At 66.5% G+C, this 18,197-nt stretch carries 19 protein-coding genes; 18 read left to right on the top strand and 1 reads right to left on the bottom strand.

Going from position 1 to position 18,197, the window contains the following annotated elements; translation table 11 throughout:
* The first annotated feature begins 99 nt into the window (after nucleotides 1-99).
* From LWH48_RS00980 to LWH48_RS00900, 17 genes are all read left to right on the top strand, one after another.
* Nucleotides 100-1,086: a Bug family tripartite tricarboxylate transporter substrate binding protein gene (locus LWH48_RS00980; protein WP_232910935.1), complete on the top strand. Its 987-nt coding sequence runs from the start codon at nucleotides 100-102 to the stop codon at nucleotides 1,084-1,086.
* A 5-nt stretch (nucleotides 1,087-1,091) separates the two neighbouring features.
* Nucleotides 1,092-1,538 carry a tripartite tricarboxylate transporter TctB family protein gene (locus tag LWH48_RS00975; RefSeq protein WP_232910934.1) on the top strand — a complete coding sequence of 149 codons (447 nt, stop codon included), beginning with the start codon at nucleotides 1,092-1,094 and terminating at the stop codon, nucleotides 1,536-1,538.
* Entirely contained in the window at nucleotides 1,538-3,064 is a 1,527-nt protein-coding gene (locus LWH48_RS00970) for a tripartite tricarboxylate transporter permease (protein ID WP_232910933.1), read from the top strand. The genes LWH48_RS00975 and LWH48_RS00970 overlap by 1 nt, the downstream gene beginning before the upstream one ends.
* A gap of 331 nt (nucleotides 3,065-3,395) precedes the next feature.
* Nucleotides 3,396-4,703: an urea ABC transporter substrate-binding protein gene (gene urtA, locus LWH48_RS00965; RefSeq protein WP_232910932.1), complete on the top strand. Its 1,308-nt coding sequence runs from the start codon at nucleotides 3,396-3,398 to the stop codon at nucleotides 4,701-4,703.
* Nucleotides 4,704-4,793: 90 nt separating this feature from the next.
* A complete protein-coding gene (urtB, locus tag LWH48_RS00960) occupies nucleotides 4,794-6,389 on the top strand; it encodes an urea ABC transporter permease subunit UrtB (RefSeq protein ID WP_442908282.1) in 1,596 nt (531 codons plus the stop codon).
* Between the two features lie 6 nt (nucleotides 6,390-6,395).
* On the top strand, nucleotides 6,396-7,535 hold the full coding sequence (urtC, locus tag LWH48_RS00955; protein WP_232910930.1) for an urea ABC transporter permease subunit UrtC: 1,140 nt from the start codon (nucleotides 6,396-6,398) through the stop codon (nucleotides 7,533-7,535).
* On the top strand, nucleotides 7,532-8,377 hold the full coding sequence (urtD, locus tag LWH48_RS00950; RefSeq protein WP_232910929.1) for an urea ABC transporter ATP-binding protein UrtD: 846 nt from the start codon (nucleotides 7,532-7,534) through the stop codon (nucleotides 8,375-8,377). Before urtC ends, urtD begins: the two co-directional genes overlap by 4 nt.
* The gene (urtE, locus tag LWH48_RS00945; RefSeq protein WP_232910928.1) at nucleotides 8,377-9,075 is read left to right on the top strand and encodes an urea ABC transporter ATP-binding subunit UrtE; all 699 of its coding nucleotides are present in this window, start codon (nucleotides 8,377-8,379) and stop codon (nucleotides 9,073-9,075) included. The genes urtD and urtE overlap by 1 nt, the downstream gene beginning before the upstream one ends.
* 252 nt (nucleotides 9,076-9,327) lie before the next feature.
* Complete coding sequence (locus tag LWH48_RS00940) at nucleotides 9,328-10,227, top strand: urease accessory protein UreD (protein WP_232910927.1); 900 nt, start codon at nucleotides 9,328-9,330, stop codon at nucleotides 10,225-10,227.
* Nucleotides 10,228-10,253: 26 nt separating this feature from the next.
* On the top strand, nucleotides 10,254-10,556 hold the full coding sequence (locus LWH48_RS00935) for an urease subunit gamma (RefSeq protein WP_232910926.1): 303 nt from the start codon (nucleotides 10,254-10,256) through the stop codon (nucleotides 10,554-10,556).
* Between the two features lie 9 nt (nucleotides 10,557-10,565).
* Nucleotides 10,566-10,892, top strand: coding sequence for an urease subunit beta (locus LWH48_RS00930; protein WP_232910925.1), 327 nt, complete (start codon nucleotides 10,566-10,568; stop codon nucleotides 10,890-10,892).
* Nucleotides 10,889-12,592, top strand: a complete 1,704-nt coding sequence (ureC, locus tag LWH48_RS00925) for an urease subunit alpha (RefSeq protein ID WP_232910924.1) — start codon at nucleotides 10,889-10,891, stop codon at nucleotides 12,590-12,592. Before LWH48_RS00930 ends, ureC begins: the two co-directional genes overlap by 4 nt.
* 9 nt (nucleotides 12,593-12,601) lie before the next feature.
* Nucleotides 12,602-13,108 carry an urease accessory protein UreE gene (ureE, locus tag LWH48_RS00920; RefSeq protein WP_232910923.1) on the top strand — a complete coding sequence of 169 codons (507 nt, stop codon included), beginning with the start codon at nucleotides 12,602-12,604 and terminating at the stop codon, nucleotides 13,106-13,108.
* The gene (locus tag LWH48_RS00915) at nucleotides 13,098-13,793 is read left to right on the top strand and encodes an urease accessory protein UreF (RefSeq protein WP_232910922.1); all 696 of its coding nucleotides are present in this window, start codon (nucleotides 13,098-13,100) and stop codon (nucleotides 13,791-13,793) included. The genes ureE and LWH48_RS00915 overlap by 11 nt, the downstream gene beginning before the upstream one ends.
* Before the next feature lie 25 nt (nucleotides 13,794-13,818).
* Nucleotides 13,819-14,466 carry an urease accessory protein UreG gene (gene ureG / locus LWH48_RS00910; protein ID WP_232910921.1) on the top strand — a complete coding sequence of 216 codons (648 nt, stop codon included), beginning with the start codon at nucleotides 13,819-13,821 and terminating at the stop codon, nucleotides 14,464-14,466.
* A 37-nt stretch (nucleotides 14,467-14,503) separates the two neighbouring features.
* A complete protein-coding gene (locus LWH48_RS00905) occupies nucleotides 14,504-14,731 on the top strand; it encodes a hypothetical protein (RefSeq protein WP_232910920.1) in 228 nt (75 codons plus the stop codon).
* Between the two features lie 161 nt (nucleotides 14,732-14,892).
* Entirely contained in the window at nucleotides 14,893-16,317 is a 1,425-nt protein-coding gene (locus tag LWH48_RS00900; RefSeq protein WP_232910919.1) for a phospholipase D-like domain-containing protein, read from the top strand.
* A gap of 29 nt (nucleotides 16,318-16,346) precedes the next feature.
* Here LWH48_RS00900 and LWH48_RS00895 read toward each other — a convergent pair whose 3' ends face one another.
* A complete protein-coding gene (locus tag LWH48_RS00895) occupies nucleotides 16,347-17,273 on the bottom strand; it encodes a YihY/virulence factor BrkB family protein (protein ID WP_232910918.1) in 927 nt (308 codons plus the stop codon).
* A 180-nt stretch (nucleotides 17,274-17,453) separates the two neighbouring features.
* Here LWH48_RS00895 and LWH48_RS00890 point away from each other — a divergent pair, with 180 nt between their 5' ends.
* A complete protein-coding gene (locus tag LWH48_RS00890; RefSeq protein WP_232910917.1) occupies nucleotides 17,454-18,128 on the top strand; it encodes a hypothetical protein in 675 nt (224 codons plus the stop codon).
* The last annotated feature ends 69 nt before the right edge of the window (nucleotides 18,129-18,197 follow it).

Raw genomic sequence — 18,197 nt, 5'->3', positions numbered from 1 at the left:
CGTAGTTCTGCCTTACAGAATTGTAAGCCAGTTGAAAGCACTCGGCAAGGCCGCCGGGATTGTCCTTCAACACCATCCAACAAACCCGAGGACATCACCATGTCGATCAAGACGCCTCTCAAGCTGGTTGCCGTTGCCGCGCTCACCGTTAGTGCCGGCAGCGTCATGGCCTTCGAGCCCAAGGGCAAGGTGGAATGCATTGCCCCGTCGGACCCCGGCGGTGGCTGGGACTTCACCTGCCGCAGTGTGGGTAACGTGTTGCAGGAGCTGGATCTTGTGCCCGGCAACGTCCAGACCATCAACATGGCCGGCGCCGGCGGTGGGGTGGCCTACGCCCATGTGGTGAGCAAGCGGGCCGGAGATGAACAGCTGCTGGTTGCCGCCTCGACCGCCACCACCACGCGTCTGGCCCAGGGCCAGTTTCCCGGCATGAATGCCGACATGGTCAACTGGATCGGGGCGCTGGGTGCCGACTATGGCGTGATTGCCGTGTCGGCCGACTCCGAGTACGAGGACCTGCCGGCGCTCATGGAGGCCATCGATGAGGACCCGCGCAGCATCAAGTTCGCCGGTGGCAGTGCCAAGGGCGGCTGGGACCACCTCAAGGTACTGATCACCGCCGATGCGGCCGGGGTCGACGAGCTACCGCGGATCCCCTACCTCTCCTACAACAATGGCGGCGAGGCCATGACCCAGGTCGTCGGTGGCCACGTCGATGCCTTCACCGGCGATATCTCCGAGGCCCAGGGCTTCATGGAGTCGGGGGACCTCCGGGTGCTCGCGGTGCTTTCCGAGGAGCGTCTGCCTGGTGAGTTCGACGACATTCCCACCGCCATGGAGCAGGGTATAGATGCCGTGGGCCCCAACTGGCGCGGCTTCTACATGCCCACCGATATCTCCGACGAGTCGCGGCAGTACTGGATCGACGCCATGGATACCGTCTATGCCAGCGATGAGTGGAAGGAGCTGATGGTCAGCAACGGCCTGATGCCGTTCCACATGACTGCCGGTGAGTTCGAGACCTTCGTCAAGGAGCAGATCGCCGATATCGAGCAGCTTTCCAAGGACATCGGGCTGATCCAGTGACAACCATGAATGATCGTATCTTCGGCATCCTGCTGATCGTCCTGGCCGTCGCGTACGGCTGGGGCGCCACTCAGCTCCCCGCCCCCTTCGGCGGCAGCGAAGCGGTGGGTCCCGAGACCTTCCCCCTGCTGCTGTCGGTGGTGCTGGGCCTCTCCAGCCTCTACATGATCGTGCGTCCCGACCCCGACAACGCCTGGCCCTGGAGCCGCACCGGCATCGAGCTGGTGATCGCCGTGGTGGTGCTGGTGCTCTACGCGGCGCTGCTGCAGCCGCTGGGTTTTATCCTCAGCACCACCCTGGCGGTCGGCACGCTCTGCTGGCGCATGGGATCGGCGCCCGTGCGGGCCTACCTGACCGGTGTGGCATCGGGGGTGGTGGTATTCCTGCTGTTCAATTTCGCCCTTGATCTGGCCTTGCCGCTGGGCGTGCTTTCCTTCCTGGAGGTGAGCTGATGGAGACCCTCGGCTTCCTGATCGACGGCTTCGGGGTGGCGCTGGCGCCCCATAACCTGATGTTTGCGCTGCTGGGTGCCTTCCTGGGTACCCTGATCGGCGCGCTCCCGGGCCTGGGCCCGGCCAACGGGGTGGCGATCCTCATTCCGCTGGCCTTCACCCTGGGCCTCGCCCCGGAAACCGCCCTGATCATGCTCACCTCGGTCTATGCCGGGGCCATGTATGGCGGGCGGATCTCGTCGATCCTGCTCAATATTCCTGGTGATGAGCCGGCCATGATGACCTGCCTGGACGGTTATCCCATGGCCCAGCAGGGCAAGGCGGCGGAGGCCCTGGCGATCTCCGCCGTGGCGTCCTTTATCGGCAGCCTGGTGGCGACCGTCGGACTGATCCTGCTCGCTCCGGTGCTGGCGAAGTTCGCCTTGACCTTCGGCCCCGCCGAGTATTTCGCGCTCTTCCTGCTGGCCTTCGCCACCCTGGGCGGGATCACCGGCAAGAATCCCATGAAGACCGTGGTGGCGGCCTGCATCGGCCTGATGATCGCCACCGTGGGCATCGACAACACCGGGGTGCAGCGTTACACCTTCGGTGTGCTGGAGCTCTACGAGGGGGTGGACTTCATCATCGCCATCGTCGGCCTGTTCGCCATCTCCGAACTGCTGTTCTTCATCGAGGAGAAGGCCGGTGGCGGCAAGGAGAAAATGACCGTCAACAAGCTGTCGCTGAAGTGGGCCGATATCCGCAATATCCTGCCTTCCAGCCTGCGCGGCGGGGTGCTTGGCTTCATCGCCGGCGTGCTGCCCGGTGCCGGCGCTTCCCTGGGCAGCTTCATCGGCTATACCCTCGAGAAGAAGGTGGTGGGCAAGAAGGGCTATTTCGGTCAGGGCGATCCGCGCGGCGTGGCGGGCCCCGAAGCCGGTAACAACGGTGCCTCCAGTGGCGCGCTGGTGCCCATGCTGACGCTGGGTGTGCCGGGCAGCGGCACCACGGCGGTGCTGCTGGCGCTGCTGATCTCGCTCAACATCACCCCCGGCCCGTTGATGTTCACCCAGAATGCCGACATCGTCTGGGGCGTGATCGCGGCGCTGCTGATCGGCAACTTCCTGCTGCTGCTGTTGAACATCCCGCTGGTGGGGATCTTCGTCAAGCTGCTGTCGGTGCCACCGATGTTCCTGCTGCCGATCGTGACCATGATCGCCTTCGTGGGCATCTACTCGATCAGCAATACCACCTTCGATCTCTATTTCATGGTCGCCTTCGGCGTCGCCGGCTATATCTTCCGCAAGCTGGAGATCCCGCTGGTGCCGGTCATCCTCGGCCTGCTGCTGGGGCCGGAGATGGAGAAGAACCTGCGCCATGCCATGGACATCTCCGACGGTGACTGGACCATCCTGTGGGACAGCGGCCTGGCCATCGGCCTGTGGGTGTTCGCCGGCCTGGGGCTGATCCTGCCCTACATCGTCGGCCCGCTGCTGCGTCGACGCATGAAGGTCACCACCGGCACGGGCGGCCCCGAAGGCGACTGAACCTCTCTCAACATAACTGCCCAGCGGGGGCGCCGGTCTAGCCGGTGCCCCCGTATTGTGTGTTGGCCCTCCTGCGTCACATCGGTGCGCTGCACCAGTCAAGCAGACGATCCTGGGGCAGGGCAGGGCGGCTATTGCACCAGAACATCGCCTGGTGGGGCATTCGCGGTCTCGTTGGTGTTACTACAATCTACTGAATAAGAAGGAAAAAACTTCCATATTGCCAGTCTGGCACAACCCTTGCTAAATCCCTTGCAGAGTACCGAGAGACATCTTGCGATGGTCTCCCGTGAGGACTCATCGACAACAACATCGATCGCAAGGAGTTCCCATGACCTCGTCATCCCGCTATTCCAAACCTCGCTGGCTGGCTCTCCCGCTGCTGGGCCTGGCCTTGTCCACACCCGCCCTGGCTCAGGAAGAGCCGATCAAGGTGGGTGTCCTGCACTCACTCTCCGGCACCATGGCAATCAGCGAAACGGTCCTCAAGGACACCGTCGAAATGCTGATCGAGCAGCAGAACGCCGCGGGCGGTCTACTGGGTCGTCAGCTGGAAGCGGTGGTGGTGGACCCGGCATCGGACTGGCCGCTGTTCGCCGAGAAGGCTCGCGAGCTGCTGGCCCAGGAGGAAGTCGACGTCATCTTCGGCAACTGGACCTCGGTGTCACGCAAGTCGGTGCTGCCGGTGATCGAGGAACTCAACGGGCTGCTCTTCTACCCGGTGCAGTACGAGGGCGAGGAGTCCTCCGAGAACGTCTTCTATACCGGCGCGGCCCCCAACCAGCAGGCGATTCCCGCTGTCAATTACCTGATGAACGATGTCGGGGTGGAGCGTTGGGTACTGGCCGGCACGGATTATGTGTATCCGCGCACTACCAATAAGATCCTCGATGCCTACCTCAAGTCACACGGGGTGGCCGACGACGACATCATGATCAACTACACGCCCTTCGGTCACTCGGACTGGCAGAACATCGTCTCCGAGATCAAGGACTTCGGCAGTCAGGGCAAGAAGACCGCGGTGGTCTCGACCATCAATGGCGACGCCAACGTCCCTTTCTATCGTGAATTGGGCAACCAGGGCATCAGCGCCGCCGATATCCCGGTCGTGGCCTTCTCGGTGGGCGAGCAGGAGTTGACCGGCATCGATACCGCACCGCTGGTTGGGCACCTGGCGGCCTGGAACTACTTCATGAGCGTCGACAGCGACGCCAATTACGACTTCATCGACGCCTGGATCGAGTACACCGGCGACGAGATGGCGGTGACCAACGATCCCATGGAGGCCCACTACATCGGCTTCAACATGTGGGCCGAGGCGGTGCGCAAGGCCGGTACCACCGAGGTGGACGCGGTCAAGGAGGCAATCATCGGCGTCAGCGTGCCGAACCTGACCGGTGGCTATGCGGCGATGATGCCCAACCACCACATCACCAAACCGGTGCTGATCGGCGAGATCCAGGACAATGGCCAGTTCTCCATCGTCTGGGAGACTCCCTCCACCGTGGCGGGTGATGCCTGGTCGGACTACCTGGAGGGCTCCCGTGACCTGATCAGCGATTGGCGCAAGCCGATGGAGTGTGGCAACTACGACGTCGTCCAGGGGCGTTGTGGTGGCGGCCAGGCGGCAGCCGAGTAAGCCTCGTCAACCTCCACCGGCCGGTGAGCTGGTCCGGTGGTTGCCCGAGACACGCCAACTCCCCATCCCCTACAGGATATGCCCATGAGGATGCTGCCACGTCTCCTGCCGGGCCTGCTGTGCCTCTGCCTGTTGATTGGCCTGCCACTGGCCGCCCAGGCGCAGGATGATCCCGGCCAGGCCCTGCTGGAATCCATTGCCGCCGATTCCTACGCCGAAAAGGGCGAGGCCATCGAGGCCATCATCGCCAGTGGCGATGAGCGCAGCCGCCGCTGGCTCGAGGCGTTGCTGGACGGCAAGCTGCAACGCCACAAGGACGGCGGTGGCTTCGTTATCGTGCTCGAGAACCGCGGTCGCAACTGGCCGGTGGTCGATGCACTGAGCCTCGAGGGGGCCGGCGAGATGTCTCGCCGGGACCTGGACCGTATAGGCATCAACAATGCCCTGCGCGGCCAGCTGCAGAGTGCCCTGGCCGTGCTCGACCTTTACAAGGATGATGCCGGCGGTCGTCGCGAAGCGGCCCGCGAGCTGCTGGGAAGCGTGGATGCGGCCATGGTCGAGTCGCTACGCGACCTGGTCGCCGGTGAAGACGATGCCGAGGTTCGCCGTCTGCTCGAGCAGGCCCTGGCGATTCATCGCCTCGACGAGGGCGAGATCGCTGCCATCACCGAGCTGGAGGGCAGCCTCAACGGCCATGTGCGTGCCGCTCTCAGCTCGGCCGCGCGCAGCGATGATCCCGACCTCGCCGATGCCGCCATGGCGGCGCTGGCCGATATCGAGCAGAAGATGAAGCTCAACCGGGGGCTCGAGACCCTCTATTTCGGGCTATCGCTGGGCTCGGTTCTGGTGCTTGCCGCCATCGGCCTGGCCATCACCTTCGGCGTCATGGGGGTGATCAACATGGCCCATGGCGAGCTGATCATGCTCGGTGCCTATACCACCTGGGCCATGCAGCAGTTGTTGCCCGGTCAGCCTGGCCTGGCACTGGTGGTGTCGATTCCCGCGGGCTTCCTGGTGGCGGCGCTGGCCGGCATCGCCATCGAGCGTGGCGTCATCCAGTTTCTCAAGGGGCGTCCCCTGGAGACCCTGCTGGCGACCTTCGGCGTCAGCCTGATCCTGCAGCAGCTGGTGCGCACCGTCATCTCCCCGCAGAACCGCAGCGTGGTCTCGCCGGAGTGGATGAGTGGCTCCTTGATGATCAACGAGGGGCTCTCTCTGACTCTCAATCGCCTCTTCGTGCTCGGCTTCGCCCTGGTGGTTTTCGCCTGCCTGATGCTGGTGATGCGTCGTACCCGCCTGGGCCTGGAGGTGCGGGCGGTGACCCAGAACCGGGCCATGGCGCGCTGCATGGGTATCCGCGCGACGCGAGTGGACATCCTGACCTTCGCGCTGGGCTCCGGGGTGGCCGGCCTGGCCGGCGTGGCGCTCTCCCAGCTCACCAATGTGGGGCCCAACCTCGGCCAGAACTACATCATCGACTCCTTCATGGTGGTGGTCTTCGGCGGCGTGGGGAACCTGTGGGGCACCCTGGTGGCGGGCTTGTCGCTGGGCGTGATCAACCAGGTCCTCGAACCCTGGGCCGGGGCCGTGCTGGCCAAGATCCTGGTGCTCGTCTTCATCATCCTGTTCATCCAGAAGCGCCCCCGCGGACTCTTTCCGCAGAAGGGCCGGGCGGCGGAGGGCTAGACCATCATGTGGCTGACAAGACCATTTCATGAACGTGCAACGCAGCTCTTCCTGGGTATCCTGCTGGCCGCCCTGGCCACGGTGACACTCCTCAACCTGGCGCTGCCGGCAGGACACCCGCTGCATGTATCGACTTATACCGTGACGCTGCTCGGCAAGTACCTGAGCTATGCCCTACTGGCGGTGGCCGTGGACCTGGTGTGGGGCTACCTCGGCATCCTTAGCCTGGGGCATGGCGCCTTCTTTGCTCTGGGCGGCTATGCCATGGGCATGTACCTGATGCGCCAGATCGGCGACCGGGGTACCTATGGCGATCCTGTCCTGCCGGATTTCATGGTCTTCCTGAACTGGGACAGCCTGCCTTGGTACTGGCTCGGCTTCGACATTCCCGGGTTCGCCTTCCTGATGGTCATGCTGGTGCCGGGGGCCCTGGCGTTGGTGTTCGGCTTCCTGGCCTTCCGCTCGCGCGTGACCGGTGTCTACCTGTCGATCATCACCCAGGCCATGACCTTCGCCCTGATGCTGGCGTTCTTCCGCAACGAGATGGGGTTTGGTGGCAACAACGGCCTCACCGACTTCCGGGAGCTGCTGGGCTTCGATCTGCGCAGTGACGCCACCCGGCTCGGGCTGTTCCTTGCCACCGGGATCTCCCTGGCGCTGGGCTATGTGCTGTGCCGGGCCATCGTCGTCAGCAAGCTCGGCCGGGTCAGCGTGGCCACACGCGACGCCGAGGCGCGCACGCGCTTCCTCGGCTACCAGGTCGAGCGCTTCCAGCTGTTCGTCTTCGTGGTCTCGGCCATGCTGGCCGGGGTGGCCGGTGCCCTCTACGTGCCTCAGGTGGGTATCATCAATCCCGGCGAGTTCTCGCCGATCTTCTCCATCGAGATCGTGCTCTGGGTCGCCCTAGGCGGGCGTGCCACCCTCTACGGGGCGGTCATCGGCGCCATTCTCGTCAACTATGCCAAGACGGTCTTCACCGGCGTGATGCCCGATGCCTGGCTGTTCGCCCTGGGTGGCCTATTCGTGCTGGTCACGGTGCTGCTGCCCAGGGGCATTGCTGGCCTGCTCGCCTATCGCCTGACACCTCGGCGTCTCCAGCGCAAGCCCGCTGCCCAGTCATCCACTCCCCGGGAGGCCTCCGCATGAACTTCCTGCATTCCCTGGCCGATCGTGATCGCGTCTTCGACTTCCTGGTCCCCACCACCTCGCCGGTGGATGTTCGCCATGGTCCGATCCTCTACCTGGAAGAAGTCACCGTCAGCTTCGACGGTTTCAAGGCCATCGATGACCTGAACCTGACCATCGACGACGGCGAGCTGCGGTGCATCATCGGCCCCAACGGTGCGGGCAAGACCACCATGATGGACATCATCACCGGCAAGACGCGCCCCGACAGTGGCTCGGTGTGGTTCGGCAGCCGTCACAATCTGCTGTCCATGAATGAGCCCGAGATCGCCAGCCTCGGCATCGGGCGCAAGTTCCAGAAGCCCACGGTTTTCGAGGCGCTGACGGTGTTCGAGAACCTGGAGCTGGCCATGGCGGCGGACAAGCGCATCCTGCCCACGCTCACCGCCCGCATGACCGGCGAGCTCCGCGATCGCATCGAGGAGGTGCTGGCGACCATCGGCCTCACCGAGCTGCGCCACCGTCAGGCGGGCATTCTCTCCCACGGACAGAAGCAGTGGTTGGAGATCGGCATGCTGCTGATGCAGCGTCCGCGGCTGCTGCTGGTGGACGAGCCGGTGGCCGGCATGACCGAGCAGGAGATGGAGCGCACCGCCGAGCTGCTGACCGGCCTGGCTGGCAAGGGCAGACAGTCGGTGGTGGTGGTGGAGCACGACATGGGCTTCGTGCGCTCCATCGCCCGCACGGTGACGGTGCTGCATCAGGGCAGCGTGCTGGCCGAGGGCAGCATGGACCAGGTCTCAAGTGATCCGAAGGTCGTCGAGGTCTACCTGGGCGCCGACCCCGACGAGGAGGCCGCCTGATGCTGACTATCGACAGGCTCAACCAGTTCTACGCCGAGAGCCACACCCTGTGGGATCTCGACCTCGAGGTACCGGCGGGGCAGTGCACCTGCGTGATGGGGCGCAACGGGGTGGGCAAGACCACGCTGATGAAGACGATCATGGGCGAGGTCGCTGTGGCCTCGGGCAGCATCCGCTATGCCGACGAGGTGGAGTTGACCCGCCGTCGTGTGGAGGATCGCGCGCGCCTGGGCATCGGCTACGTGCCCCAGGGACGCCAGATCTTCCCGCTGCTCAGCGTGGAGGAGAACCTGCGTACCGGCCTGGCGGCGCGGTCCGATGGGCTCAGGCGCATCCCTCCGCGGGTCTACGAGCTCTTTCCCATCCTGCAGGAGATGAAGCAGCGTCGCGGCGGTGACCTCTCGGGAGGGCAGCAGCAACAGCTGGCCATCGGCCGCGCCCTGGTGCTGGAGCCGCGCTTGCTGATCCTCGACGAGCCGGGAGAGGGGATCCAGCCCAATATCGTGGCCCAGATCGGTGATGTGATCCGTCGGCTGATCGCCGAGGATGGCCTGACCGTGCTGCTGGTGGAGCAGAAGCTGCCCTTCGCCCGCCGCTACGCCGACCGCTTCGCGATCCTGGATCGTGGCCGGCCGGTCGCCGACGGCGCAATCGAGCAGCTCTCCGATGCGCTGATCAAGCAGCACCTAACGGTATAGGCTCTGACGCGTCTAGCGCCGAAGAGCAAGGAGCAAGGGCACCTGCGCTTTTTTGGGCCGACCGCCCGAGCAGCTGCACCTAAAGGGGGCGTCGAGGTGTGACGGCTGCACCTCAACGGGGCGGGGAGGGACTTCCCTGGTGGTCGAAAATATCCTGCAAGTTATTGAATTTTGAAAATAAATGTCGGTTTTCCCCATTCTGGTACAGCCCTTGCTTATTGCTGGGTAGAGACACCCGGCCAAGAGTTGCCCATGACCGCCTTCGAGAACTCCCTGAATGCCACGCCGCCGAACGATTCCGGCCACCGCTTCGATGCGGAACGCCATTGGGCGGCGTCTCTGGAGCTTGGCTTCGAGACCCGTGAGGGGGTGAGCCGCATGACCCGCTGCCGTCATCGTGGCCCGCTGCGTGTCCAGCGGTCTTTCCATCCCGAAGGCCGCGCCGGGGCCTGCCATGTGTACCTGCTCCATCCACCCGGCGGCCTGGTCAGCGGCGATGCCCTGAACATAGATGTCGGTGTCCGGGGCGGGGCCCGAGCGCTGCTCACCACTCCCGCCGCCAACAAGCTCTACCGCGCCGACAGCCATGCGGTGGCCTGGCGTCAGCATACGCGCCTGGCGGTCGCCGACGGTGGGGCACTGGAGTGGCTGCCCCAGGAGACCATCGCCTTCAATGGCTCACGGGGCGCGCAGTCCACCGAGATCGCACTCGACGGCGATGCTCGCTGCCTGGGCTGGGAAGTCATGGCCCTGGGCCGCCCCGCGAGCTCGCTGCCCTTCTCCACGGGGGGTATCGAGCAGCGTTTCCGGCTGACCCGGGACGGAAGACCGCTGTGGCTTGAGCGCCAGCCGCTGGACCCCGCTCACCCGCGTTTCCGCGGGCGCTGGGGGCAGGGCGGTGCCAGCGTCCAGGCCACCCTGTGGGCGGCGGGCCTGACTGACGAGGCCGGGGCTGGGGCCGTCGAGGCCCTGCGTGAGGGGCTCGGTGCCTCGCCGCGCTGGGCGGTCACCGTGCGCCATGGCGTACTGCTGCTGCGCTACCTGGGCCAGGAGTGTCGCGAGGCCTGGTCGCTCTGCGAGGCCGCCTGGCGGGTGCTGCGGCCCCGTCTGCTGGGCCGCGAGGCGCATCCGCCACGCATCTGGCGTACCTGAACCCCCACTTCCCGCGGAGAACCGACATGGAACTGACCCCCAGAGACAAGGACAAGCTGCTGCTCTTCTCGGCGGCCCAGCTGGCCGAGCGCCGGCGTGCCCGGGGCCTCAAGCTCAACTACCCCGAGGCGGTGGCGCTGATCAGCTTCGAGATCCTGGAAGGCGCCCGGGACGGTCGCAGTGTCGCCGAGCTGATGAGCTTCGGCCGTGAGATCCTGTGCCGCAACGACGTCATGGAAGGCGTGGCCGAGATGGTCGAGGAGGTGCAGGTGGAGGCCACCTTTCCGGATGGCACGAAGTTGGTCACCGTCCACACCCCCATCGTCTAGGAGAGCCCCATGATTCCCGGTGAGTATCAGTTGCAGGAGGGCGAGATTTCGCTCTGCGAGGGACGTCAACGGATCACGCTCGAAGTCGCCAACACCGGCGACCGGCCGATCCAGATCGGCTCCCACTACCACTTCGCCGAGGCCAACCCGGCGCTCTCCTTCGATCGCGACCGGGCGCGGGGGCATCGCCTGGATGTGGCCGCCGGCACGGCGATCCGCTTCGAGCCTGGCCAGACCCGCGAGGTCACACTGATCCCCTATGTCGGGCGGCGGCATATCTATGGCTTCCGCGGCGAGGTAATGGGTGCGCTGGATGGTAAAGGAGAAGGGGGATGAAGATCTCGAGACAGGCCTATGCCGATATGTACGGCCCCACGACGGGCGACCGGGTGCGCCTCGGCGATACCGAGCTGTGGATCGAGGTGGAGCGGGACGCCACCCGCTACGGCGAGGAGGTGAAGTTCGGCGGCGGCAAGGTGATCCGCGACGGCATGGGCCAGAGCCAGCGCCATGACGACGGCGTGATGGACACAGTGATCACCAACGCCCTGATCCTCGACTGGTGGGGCATCGTCAAGGCGGACGTGGGCATCCAGGCCGGACGCATCGCCGCCATCGGCAAGGCGGGCAACCCCGACACCCAGCCCGACGTGGAGATCGTGATCGGCCCCGGCACCGAGATCATCGCCGGCGAGGGTAGGATCCTCACCGCCGGCGGCATTGACGCCCATATCCACTTCATCTGCCCCCAGCAGGTGGAGGAGGCGCTGATGAGCGGTATCACCACCATGCTGGGCGGCGGCACCGGGCCTGCGACAGGGTCCAATGCCACCACCTGCACCCCCGGGGCCTGGCACCTGGGCAGGATGCTCCAGGCGGTGGATGACCTGCCCATGAACATCGGCCTCCTCGGCAAGGGCAACGCCAGCCTGCCCGAGGCCCTGGAGGCTCAGCTCGAGGCCGGCGCCATGGGCCTCAAACTCCACGAGGACTGGGGTACCACCCCTGCGGCCATCGACACCTGCCTCGCCGTGGCCGAGCGCTACGACGTCCAGATTGCCATCCACACCGACACCCTGAACGAATCGGGCTTCGTGGAGGACACCCTGGCCGCCTTCAAGGAGCGCTGCATCCACACCTACCACACCGAGGGCGCGGGGGGCGGTCATGCGCCGGATATCCTCACCGCTTGTTCGAAGCCCTGGGTGCTGCCGTCCTCCACCAACCCGACGCGCCCCTACACCGTCAACACCATCGACGAGCACCTGGACATGCTGATGGTGTGCCACCACCTGGATCCCAACATCCCCGAGGACGTAGCCTTCGCTGACTCGCGCATTCGCCGCGAGACCATTGCCGCCGAGGACATCCTCCAGGACCTCGGCGTGATATCGATGATCGCCTCGGACTCCCAGGCCATGGGCCGCGTCGGCGAGGTGATCTGCCGCACCTGGCAGACCGCCCACAAGATGAAGGTGCAACGGGGGCTCTTGCCCGAGGACGAGGCGCTCGGCGCCGACAACCTCCGGGCCCGGCGCTATATCGCCAAATACACCATCAACCCGGCCATCACCCACGGCATCGGCCACGAGGTGGGCTCCATCGAGGTGGGCAAGCTGGCCGACCTGGTGCTCTGGAAGCCGGCCTTCTTCGGCGCCAAGCCGGCGCTGATCCTCAAGGGCGGGATGATCGCTGCCGCGCCCATGGGCGATCCCAACGCCTCAATCCCTACGCCGCAGCCGGTGCACTACCGGCCGATGTTCGGCGCCTTCGGGCGCGCCGCCAGCCAGACCCGCCTGACCTTCGTCAGCCAGGCGGCCCTGGACGCCGGCATCCGGGAGCGGCTGGGACTCGCCAGCGAGCTTTCGGCCTGCCGCAACGTGCGCGGGGTGCGCAAGGGTGACATGAAGCTCAACGACGCCTGCCCCGAGCTCGGCGTCGACCCCCAGACCTACGAGGTTCGCTGCGACGGGGAGCTTTTGACCTGCGAGCCCGCCACCGAGCTGCCCCTGGCCCAGCGCTACCACCTGTTCTAGGACCCCGAGATGCTGAAACTGACCGAACGCCTGGGCCCCATAGCGGCGGACCGGGCCACCGACACCCTGACGCTGCCCTATGAGCGGCGCGTGCTGGGCCGCCTCAGGGCGAAGAGCGACGCCGGCCGCGACCTCGGCTTCTTCCTGGACCGTGGCCCGGTGCTGCGCGACGGCGAGGGGCTGCGCGCCGAGAGCGGCGAGGTGGTGCGCATCCGTGCCGCCGCCGAGCCGGTGGTCACAGCCCGCATCGCGGCCGGGCTGCCCCTGGCGCGGCTCGCCTACCACCTGGGCAACCGTCACGTGCAGCTGGCGCTGGGCGAGGACGAGAAGGGAGGCTTCGTGCGCTTCCCGCCGGACCACGTGCTGGAGGCACTGGCCGAACGGCTCGGCGCGCGACTGGAGCGCCACCAGGCCCCCTTCGACCCGGAGCCCGGCGCCTACCAGCAGCCGGGTGGGCATGGCCACTCGCACGGCCATGCCCATGGCCATTCACATGGCCACGCCCATGAACACTGAGCCCGACGACCTGGCCCTGCTGGGGCTGCTGCAGCTGGTCAGCCCTGCGCTGCCCATCGGCGCCTTCGCCTTCTCCCAGGGGCTGGAGAGCGCCTTTGAGCTGGGCTGGGTGACCGATGAGGCGAGCCTGGGCGACTGGCTGGAAGGAGTGCTGGCGGATGGCCTGACCCGCTGTGAGCTGCCGGCGCTGGCGCGCCTGCACGGCGCCTGGGGGGAGGGTGACGACGAGGCAATCTCCGCGTGGGACGCCTGGCTTGCCGCTAACCGCGAGACGGCGGAGCTCGCCGCCGAGGATTCACGTTTGGGCGCCTCGCTCGCCCGGCTGCTCGGCAGCCTTTCGCTGCTGCCGAAGGACCTTGCCGGCGAGAGCCCGGCGCTGCCGGCTGGGGCTGGCTACGTCACGCTGTTCGCCTGGGCGGCCCGCCTGCGCGGCGTGCCGCGGCGTCCGGCGATGCTGGGCTTCGCTTGGGCCTGGCTGGAGAACCAGCTGGCCGTGGCCTGCAAGGCACTGCCGCTGGGCCACACCGCCGCACAGCTGCTCGTCGAACGGCTACGCCCGGCACTGGTGGTCGCGGTGGACGAGGCCCTGGCACTGCCTGATGACGAGCTCGGCCCGGCCCTGCCCGGCCTGGCGCTGGCCAGCGCCCTGCACGAGACCCAGTATTCGCGCCTGTTCAGAAGCTGACGGTGCACAACAAGGAGACACGACCATGACCCATTGCCTGCGCGTTGGCGTCGGCGGCCCGGTGGGCTCCGGCAAGACCGCGCTGCTCAAGCAGCTCTGCCGGGTACTGCGCGGCCACTACGATATCGCTGTGGTGACCAACGATATCTACACCCGGGAGGACGCCGACTTCCTGCTGCGCCACGAGGCGCTCCCCGCCGACCGCATCCTCGGCGTGGAGACCGGCGGCTGCCCGCACACGGCGATCCGCGAGGACGCCTCCATGAATCTCGCCGCCATCGACGAGCTGCAGGCGCGCCATCCGGGACTGGAGCTGGTACTGGTGGAGTCCGGCGGTGACAACCTCTCGGCCACCTTCAGCCCCGAGCTGTCGGATCTGACCCTCTACGTGATCGACGTGTCTGCCGGCGACAAGATCCCCCGCAAGGGCGGTCCCGGCATCACCAAGTCGGATCTCTTGATCATCAACAAGATCGATATCGCCGAGCAGGTCCACGCCTCACTGGAGGTGATGGAGCGTGATTCCCGCAAGATGCGTGGCGAGCGTCCCTTTGTGTTCACCAACCTCTATGACGGCGTCGGGCTGGAGGAGATCATCCGCTTCATCCTCGACCGCGGCATGCTGCCGGATCGCCGGCCGCCGGAGCGCCGGACCGAAGCGGCTACCGCCTGACTCTAACCATCATTTACCTCACCCGGGAGACCCCTCCATGGACACTCGACACTCTTCCATCACCCGTGCCGGACTCTCGGCAGCCGCCATGCTGCCGTCCACTACGATACTGGCCCACTCGGGGCATGGTGCCCCCTCGGTGCATGCCCACACCGGCAGCCCGTCGATGCTGGTCGTGCTCGGGATCGTCATCCTGGGCGTGGCTTCCCTGGCGGGGCTGGCACGCCTGATTCTGCGTCGCCGCCGGGCAGGCCGCCAGCAATAAACTGCCCTGAACCGGGTCAGCTTGAACCCGACCTCGGTCGGGTGCACTGCTTTTTGCACCCCCTGTCGCTATGCTGGCCGTTGACGCTGCCCGTTGGGGTGGCATGACCGACAGAGGGTGTCATGGACGACGGGCAGAAACCGGGGCGGGGGAGGCGGCGAATGTGGCCATGGTTGCTAATGGCGTTGCTGGCGTGGGGGAGCATGGGCGCCTGGCAGCGCTTCAAGCCACTTCCCGAGGGGATTGGCGTGGCCTTTCCCGAGCGTCCCGCCGAGCAGGTGCGCTTCGTGGCCGACCGTACCTGGTACGATGCCGCCGGAAAGCGCCACCTCGACCAGGTGATCTTCGATGAGGTGCTCGCCATGATCGCCCAGGCAAGGCGCCTGGTGGTGGCGGACATGTTCCTGTTCAATGACTTCGCTGGAAATGCCGAGGGCGAAGATTTCCGCCCGCTCTCCCGGCAGTTGACCGAGGCCCTGCTCGAGCAGAAGCGCCGCCATCCCGGGCTCCAGGCGGTGCTGATCACCGATCCGCTCAACACCCTCTACGGTGGCCTCGAACTCGACCACCTCAAGCGTCTACGCGGGGCGGGCGTTGCCGTGGTGGAGAGCGACCTGACCCGGCTGCGCGCCTCCAATCCCCTCTGGTCGGGCTTGTGGCACCTGGGCCCGCGCTGGTTCGGCAATGACAGCGACGGGGGCTGGCTGCCCAACGCCCTGGGGCCGGGGCGGGTCACCCTGCGCAGCTACCTGTCGCTGCTCAACTTCAACGCCAATCACCGCAAGACCCTGGTGGTGGATCAGGGCGATGGCTGGGCGGGCCTGGTGACCTCCGCCAACCCCCACGATGCCAGCAGCCGGCATGGCAACGTGGCTCTGCGTTTCCAGGGAGCGGCGGCCTTGGACCTTCTTGCCAGCGAGCGGCCCGTGGCGGCCTGGTCCGGCGTGGCGCTGCCCGGCCCCGAGCCTGCCCCGGTAAAGGAGCCGGAGCCCGAAGGCACCAGACTGCAGCTGCTGACCGAGGGGGCGGTCCGCGATGCCCTGATCGCGGCAATTGCCGCCAGCGGCGCCGGTGACCGCCTCGATGTGGCGGTGTTCTACCTGGCCCACCGTGGCGTGATCGAGGCACTCGAGCAGGCCCGGGCACGTGGCGCTATGGTGAGAGTGCTGCTCGATCCCAACCGCGATGCCTTCGGCATCGAGAAGAGCGGCATTCCCAACCGGCCGGTGGCACACGAGCTGCATTCGGCGGGCATCGAGGTTCGCTGGTGCATCACCCGCGGCGAGCAGTGCCACAGCAAGCTGCTGCTGCGCCGCCCGGCCGGTGCCGGCGAGGCCGAGATGATCCTCGGCTCGGCCAACTTCACTCGCCGCAACCTCGACGATCTCAACCTCGAAACCAGCGTGCGCCTGGTGGGCCCGGCGGACACCCCGGCCCTCCAGGAGGCGGCGGCCTTCTTCGAGGAGCGCTGGAACAGCACTCCCGAGCGAAACACCAGTGCGCCCTTTGCGGCATTCGACGACACCACCCTCTGGCAGCGAATGCGCTATCGGCTGATGGAGGCGACGGGGCTATCGACGTTCTAGCCAGTGGGCAAGGCCTATGCCTTTGAGCATCAATCCACGTGGGTGACGGCCTGATGCCGCGGATCGATGTGCCAGCGCAGGCCGAGGCGGGCATTGCGCTCCAGCTCGGCGATCACCTGGGCACCCAGCAGCAGGATGATGGCGCCCACCTCCAGGCTCAGCAGCACCACGATCAGGGTCGCGAGTGACCCGTAGACGGCGTTGACGAAGGAGAGATTGGCGAAGTAGTAGACCAGCAGCAGGCGCACGCCTTCCCACAGCAGGGCGGCCACGAAGCCGCCCACCAGGGCGCGCCGCAGGGCGATGCGCACCACCGGCAGCACCTTGTAGATGGCGCTGAACAGCAGGAAGACCCCGACGAAGCTGGTCAGGTTGAGCAGCGGCTCGGAGAGTCCGGACAGCGGCAGCTCGCGCCCCGCCAGGGCGATCGAGAGGGCGTTGAGGCCGCTCAGCAGGCTGACCACCAGGGTCAGCGCCAGCAGGCCCGCGCCCAGCACCACCATAAAGGCGTAGGGCAGCAGTACCGATACCCACAGGCTGCGTCCCTGGTGCTGGGCATCCGGCGCATGGAAAATGATTGCCAGGGCATCCTCGAGCATGCGGAAGGCAAAGGAGCTGAACAGCAGCAGAACCGGGAAACCCAGCAGGCCGATCACCTCCCGCGACTCGAGCAGGGCGCGCACCGCCTCGAGCAGCACCTCGGCATGGGCCGGCGCCAGATGGCGGGCCTGAACCGAGAGCACCTCGAGCAGGCGCGTCTCATCGACCACACCCGCCAGCAGGACCACCAGCAGCGCAAACAGCGGCACGATGGAGAGCAGGATGTTGTAGCCGACGCCGCCGGCGAGCAGGATCCCCCGGTTGCGCAGGAACGCGCAGATCACCCGCCACAGAAAGCGCGCCATGCGCGGCAGCAGGGTAAGGGCAAGGTGGCGCGCAGGGTAAGGAGATGTCATCGGCCTGGCCATCCATGGGCGTTCCTGCATCATACGCCCGTGCCGGCGCCGGGCGTCAACGCAGGCGGCAACTATCCGCGTGCTGCGCCATGGCTGCATGGCAACCCCCCGCCGGGACCCGCATAATACGGCGAACCGTCTGTCCGATGCCTCCCCACCTTACTTCCGATAAGAGACTCCATGGCCAAGTTCGAAACGATCGGTACCGCAAGCATTCCCGGCAAGGGCAGCGAGCTGCGGCTGTTGCAACGTAACGATGAGTTCTCCATCCGCATCGCCGGGACCCCCGGCGAGCTGATGAATACCCGCCTGCATGGCTCCGAGGATGCCCTTGCCGAGCTGGCCTGTCGGCGAGTCGCCGACCGCCCACAGGCCCGGGTGCTGGTGGGTGGCCTGGGCATGGGCTTCACCCTGGCCGCGGCGCTCAAGGCCCTGGGGGCGGATGCCGAGGTGGTGGTCGCCGAGCTGGTGCCGGGCGTGGTGGAGTGGAATCGTGGCCCGCTGGGTACCGCCGCCGGCAATCCTCTGGCCGACCCTCGCACGCGGGTCTGCATCGGCGACGTGGGTGAACTGCTGCGCCGAGAGCCCGGCGGCTTCGATGCGATCATGCTCGACGTGGACAACGGCCCCGAGGGGCTGACACGGCGCGAGAACGACTGGCTCTATTCGCCCGAGGGACTGGCCACTGCCCAGCAGGCACTGCGTCCCGACGGGGTGCTCGCCGTGTGGTCGGCGGGCCAGGATCCGGCCTTTACCGAGCGCCTGCGGCGGGTAGGCCTGCTGGTCGAGACGGTCACGGTGCGTGCCCAGCGTCCCGGCAAGGGGGCCAGGCACTGCATCTGGCTGGCTTACTGAAATGTCGGCAACGGTAGCGGTGGGGCAGGGGCCCCAGAGCATGGTGGATCGGAACGCTTCGGCAGAGGA

Origin of the sequence: Halomonas sp. G15 (assembly GCF_021282295.1) — a bacterium.
Lineage (GTDB): Bacteria > Pseudomonadota > Gammaproteobacteria > Pseudomonadales > Halomonadaceae > Halomonas > Halomonas alimentaria.
The sequence above is the reverse complement of the archived record's forward strand: the minus strand, read 5'-3'. Positions and strand labels throughout refer to the sequence as shown.

What these genes read in the sequence shown, in the direction of transcription:
- LWH48_RS00890 (WP_232910917.1), top strand. Translation starts at nt 17,454, where the DNA reads ATGGCCAAGTTCGAAACGATCGGTACCGCAAGCATTCCCGGCAAGGGC.
- LWH48_RS00980 (WP_232910935.1), top strand. Translation starts at nt 100, where the DNA reads ATGTCGATCAAGACGCCTCTCAAGCTGGTTGCCGTTGCCGCGCTCACC.
- ureE (WP_232910923.1), top strand. Translation starts at nt 12,602, where the DNA reads ATGCTGAAACTGACCGAACGCCTGGGCCCCATAGCGGCGGACCGGGCC.
- LWH48_RS00895 (WP_232910918.1), bottom strand. Translation starts at nt 17,273, where the DNA reads ATGACATCTCCTTACCCTGCGCGCCACCTTGCCCTTACCCTGCTGCCG.
- LWH48_RS00940 (WP_232910927.1), top strand. Translation starts at nt 9,328, where the DNA reads ATGACCGCCTTCGAGAACTCCCTGAATGCCACGCCGCCGAACGATTCC.
- LWH48_RS00975 (WP_232910934.1), top strand. Translation starts at nt 1,092, where the DNA reads ATGAATGATCGTATCTTCGGCATCCTGCTGATCGTCCTGGCCGTCGCG.
- ureG (WP_232910921.1), top strand. Translation starts at nt 13,819, where the DNA reads ATGACCCATTGCCTGCGCGTTGGCGTCGGCGGCCCGGTGGGCTCCGGC.
- urtB (WP_442908282.1), top strand. Translation starts at nt 4,794, where the DNA reads ATGCTGCCACGTCTCCTGCCGGGCCTGCTGTGCCTCTGCCTGTTGATT.
- urtD (WP_232910929.1), top strand. Translation starts at nt 7,532, where the DNA reads ATGAACTTCCTGCATTCCCTGGCCGATCGTGATCGCGTCTTCGACTTC.
- LWH48_RS00900 (WP_232910919.1), top strand. Translation starts at nt 14,893, where the DNA reads ATGTGGCCATGGTTGCTAATGGCGTTGCTGGCGTGGGGGAGCATGGGC.
- urtE (WP_232910928.1), top strand. Translation starts at nt 8,377, where the DNA reads ATGCTGACTATCGACAGGCTCAACCAGTTCTACGCCGAGAGCCACACC.
- LWH48_RS00915 (WP_232910922.1), top strand. Translation starts at nt 13,098, where the DNA reads ATGAACACTGAGCCCGACGACCTGGCCCTGCTGGGGCTGCTGCAGCTG.
- urtC (WP_232910930.1), top strand. Translation starts at nt 6,396, where the DNA reads ATGTGGCTGACAAGACCATTTCATGAACGTGCAACGCAGCTCTTCCTG.
- LWH48_RS00905 (WP_232910920.1), top strand. Translation starts at nt 14,504, where the DNA reads ATGGACACTCGACACTCTTCCATCACCCGTGCCGGACTCTCGGCAGCC.
- urtA (WP_232910932.1), top strand. Translation starts at nt 3,396, where the DNA reads ATGACCTCGTCATCCCGCTATTCCAAACCTCGCTGGCTGGCTCTCCCG.
- LWH48_RS00930 (WP_232910925.1), top strand. Translation starts at nt 10,566, where the DNA reads ATGATTCCCGGTGAGTATCAGTTGCAGGAGGGCGAGATTTCGCTCTGC.
- LWH48_RS00970 (WP_232910933.1), top strand. Translation starts at nt 1,538, where the DNA reads ATGGAGACCCTCGGCTTCCTGATCGACGGCTTCGGGGTGGCGCTGGCG.
- LWH48_RS00935 (WP_232910926.1), top strand. Translation starts at nt 10,254, where the DNA reads ATGGAACTGACCCCCAGAGACAAGGACAAGCTGCTGCTCTTCTCGGCG.
- ureC (WP_232910924.1), top strand. Translation starts at nt 10,889, where the DNA reads ATGAAGATCTCGAGACAGGCCTATGCCGATATGTACGGCCCCACGACG.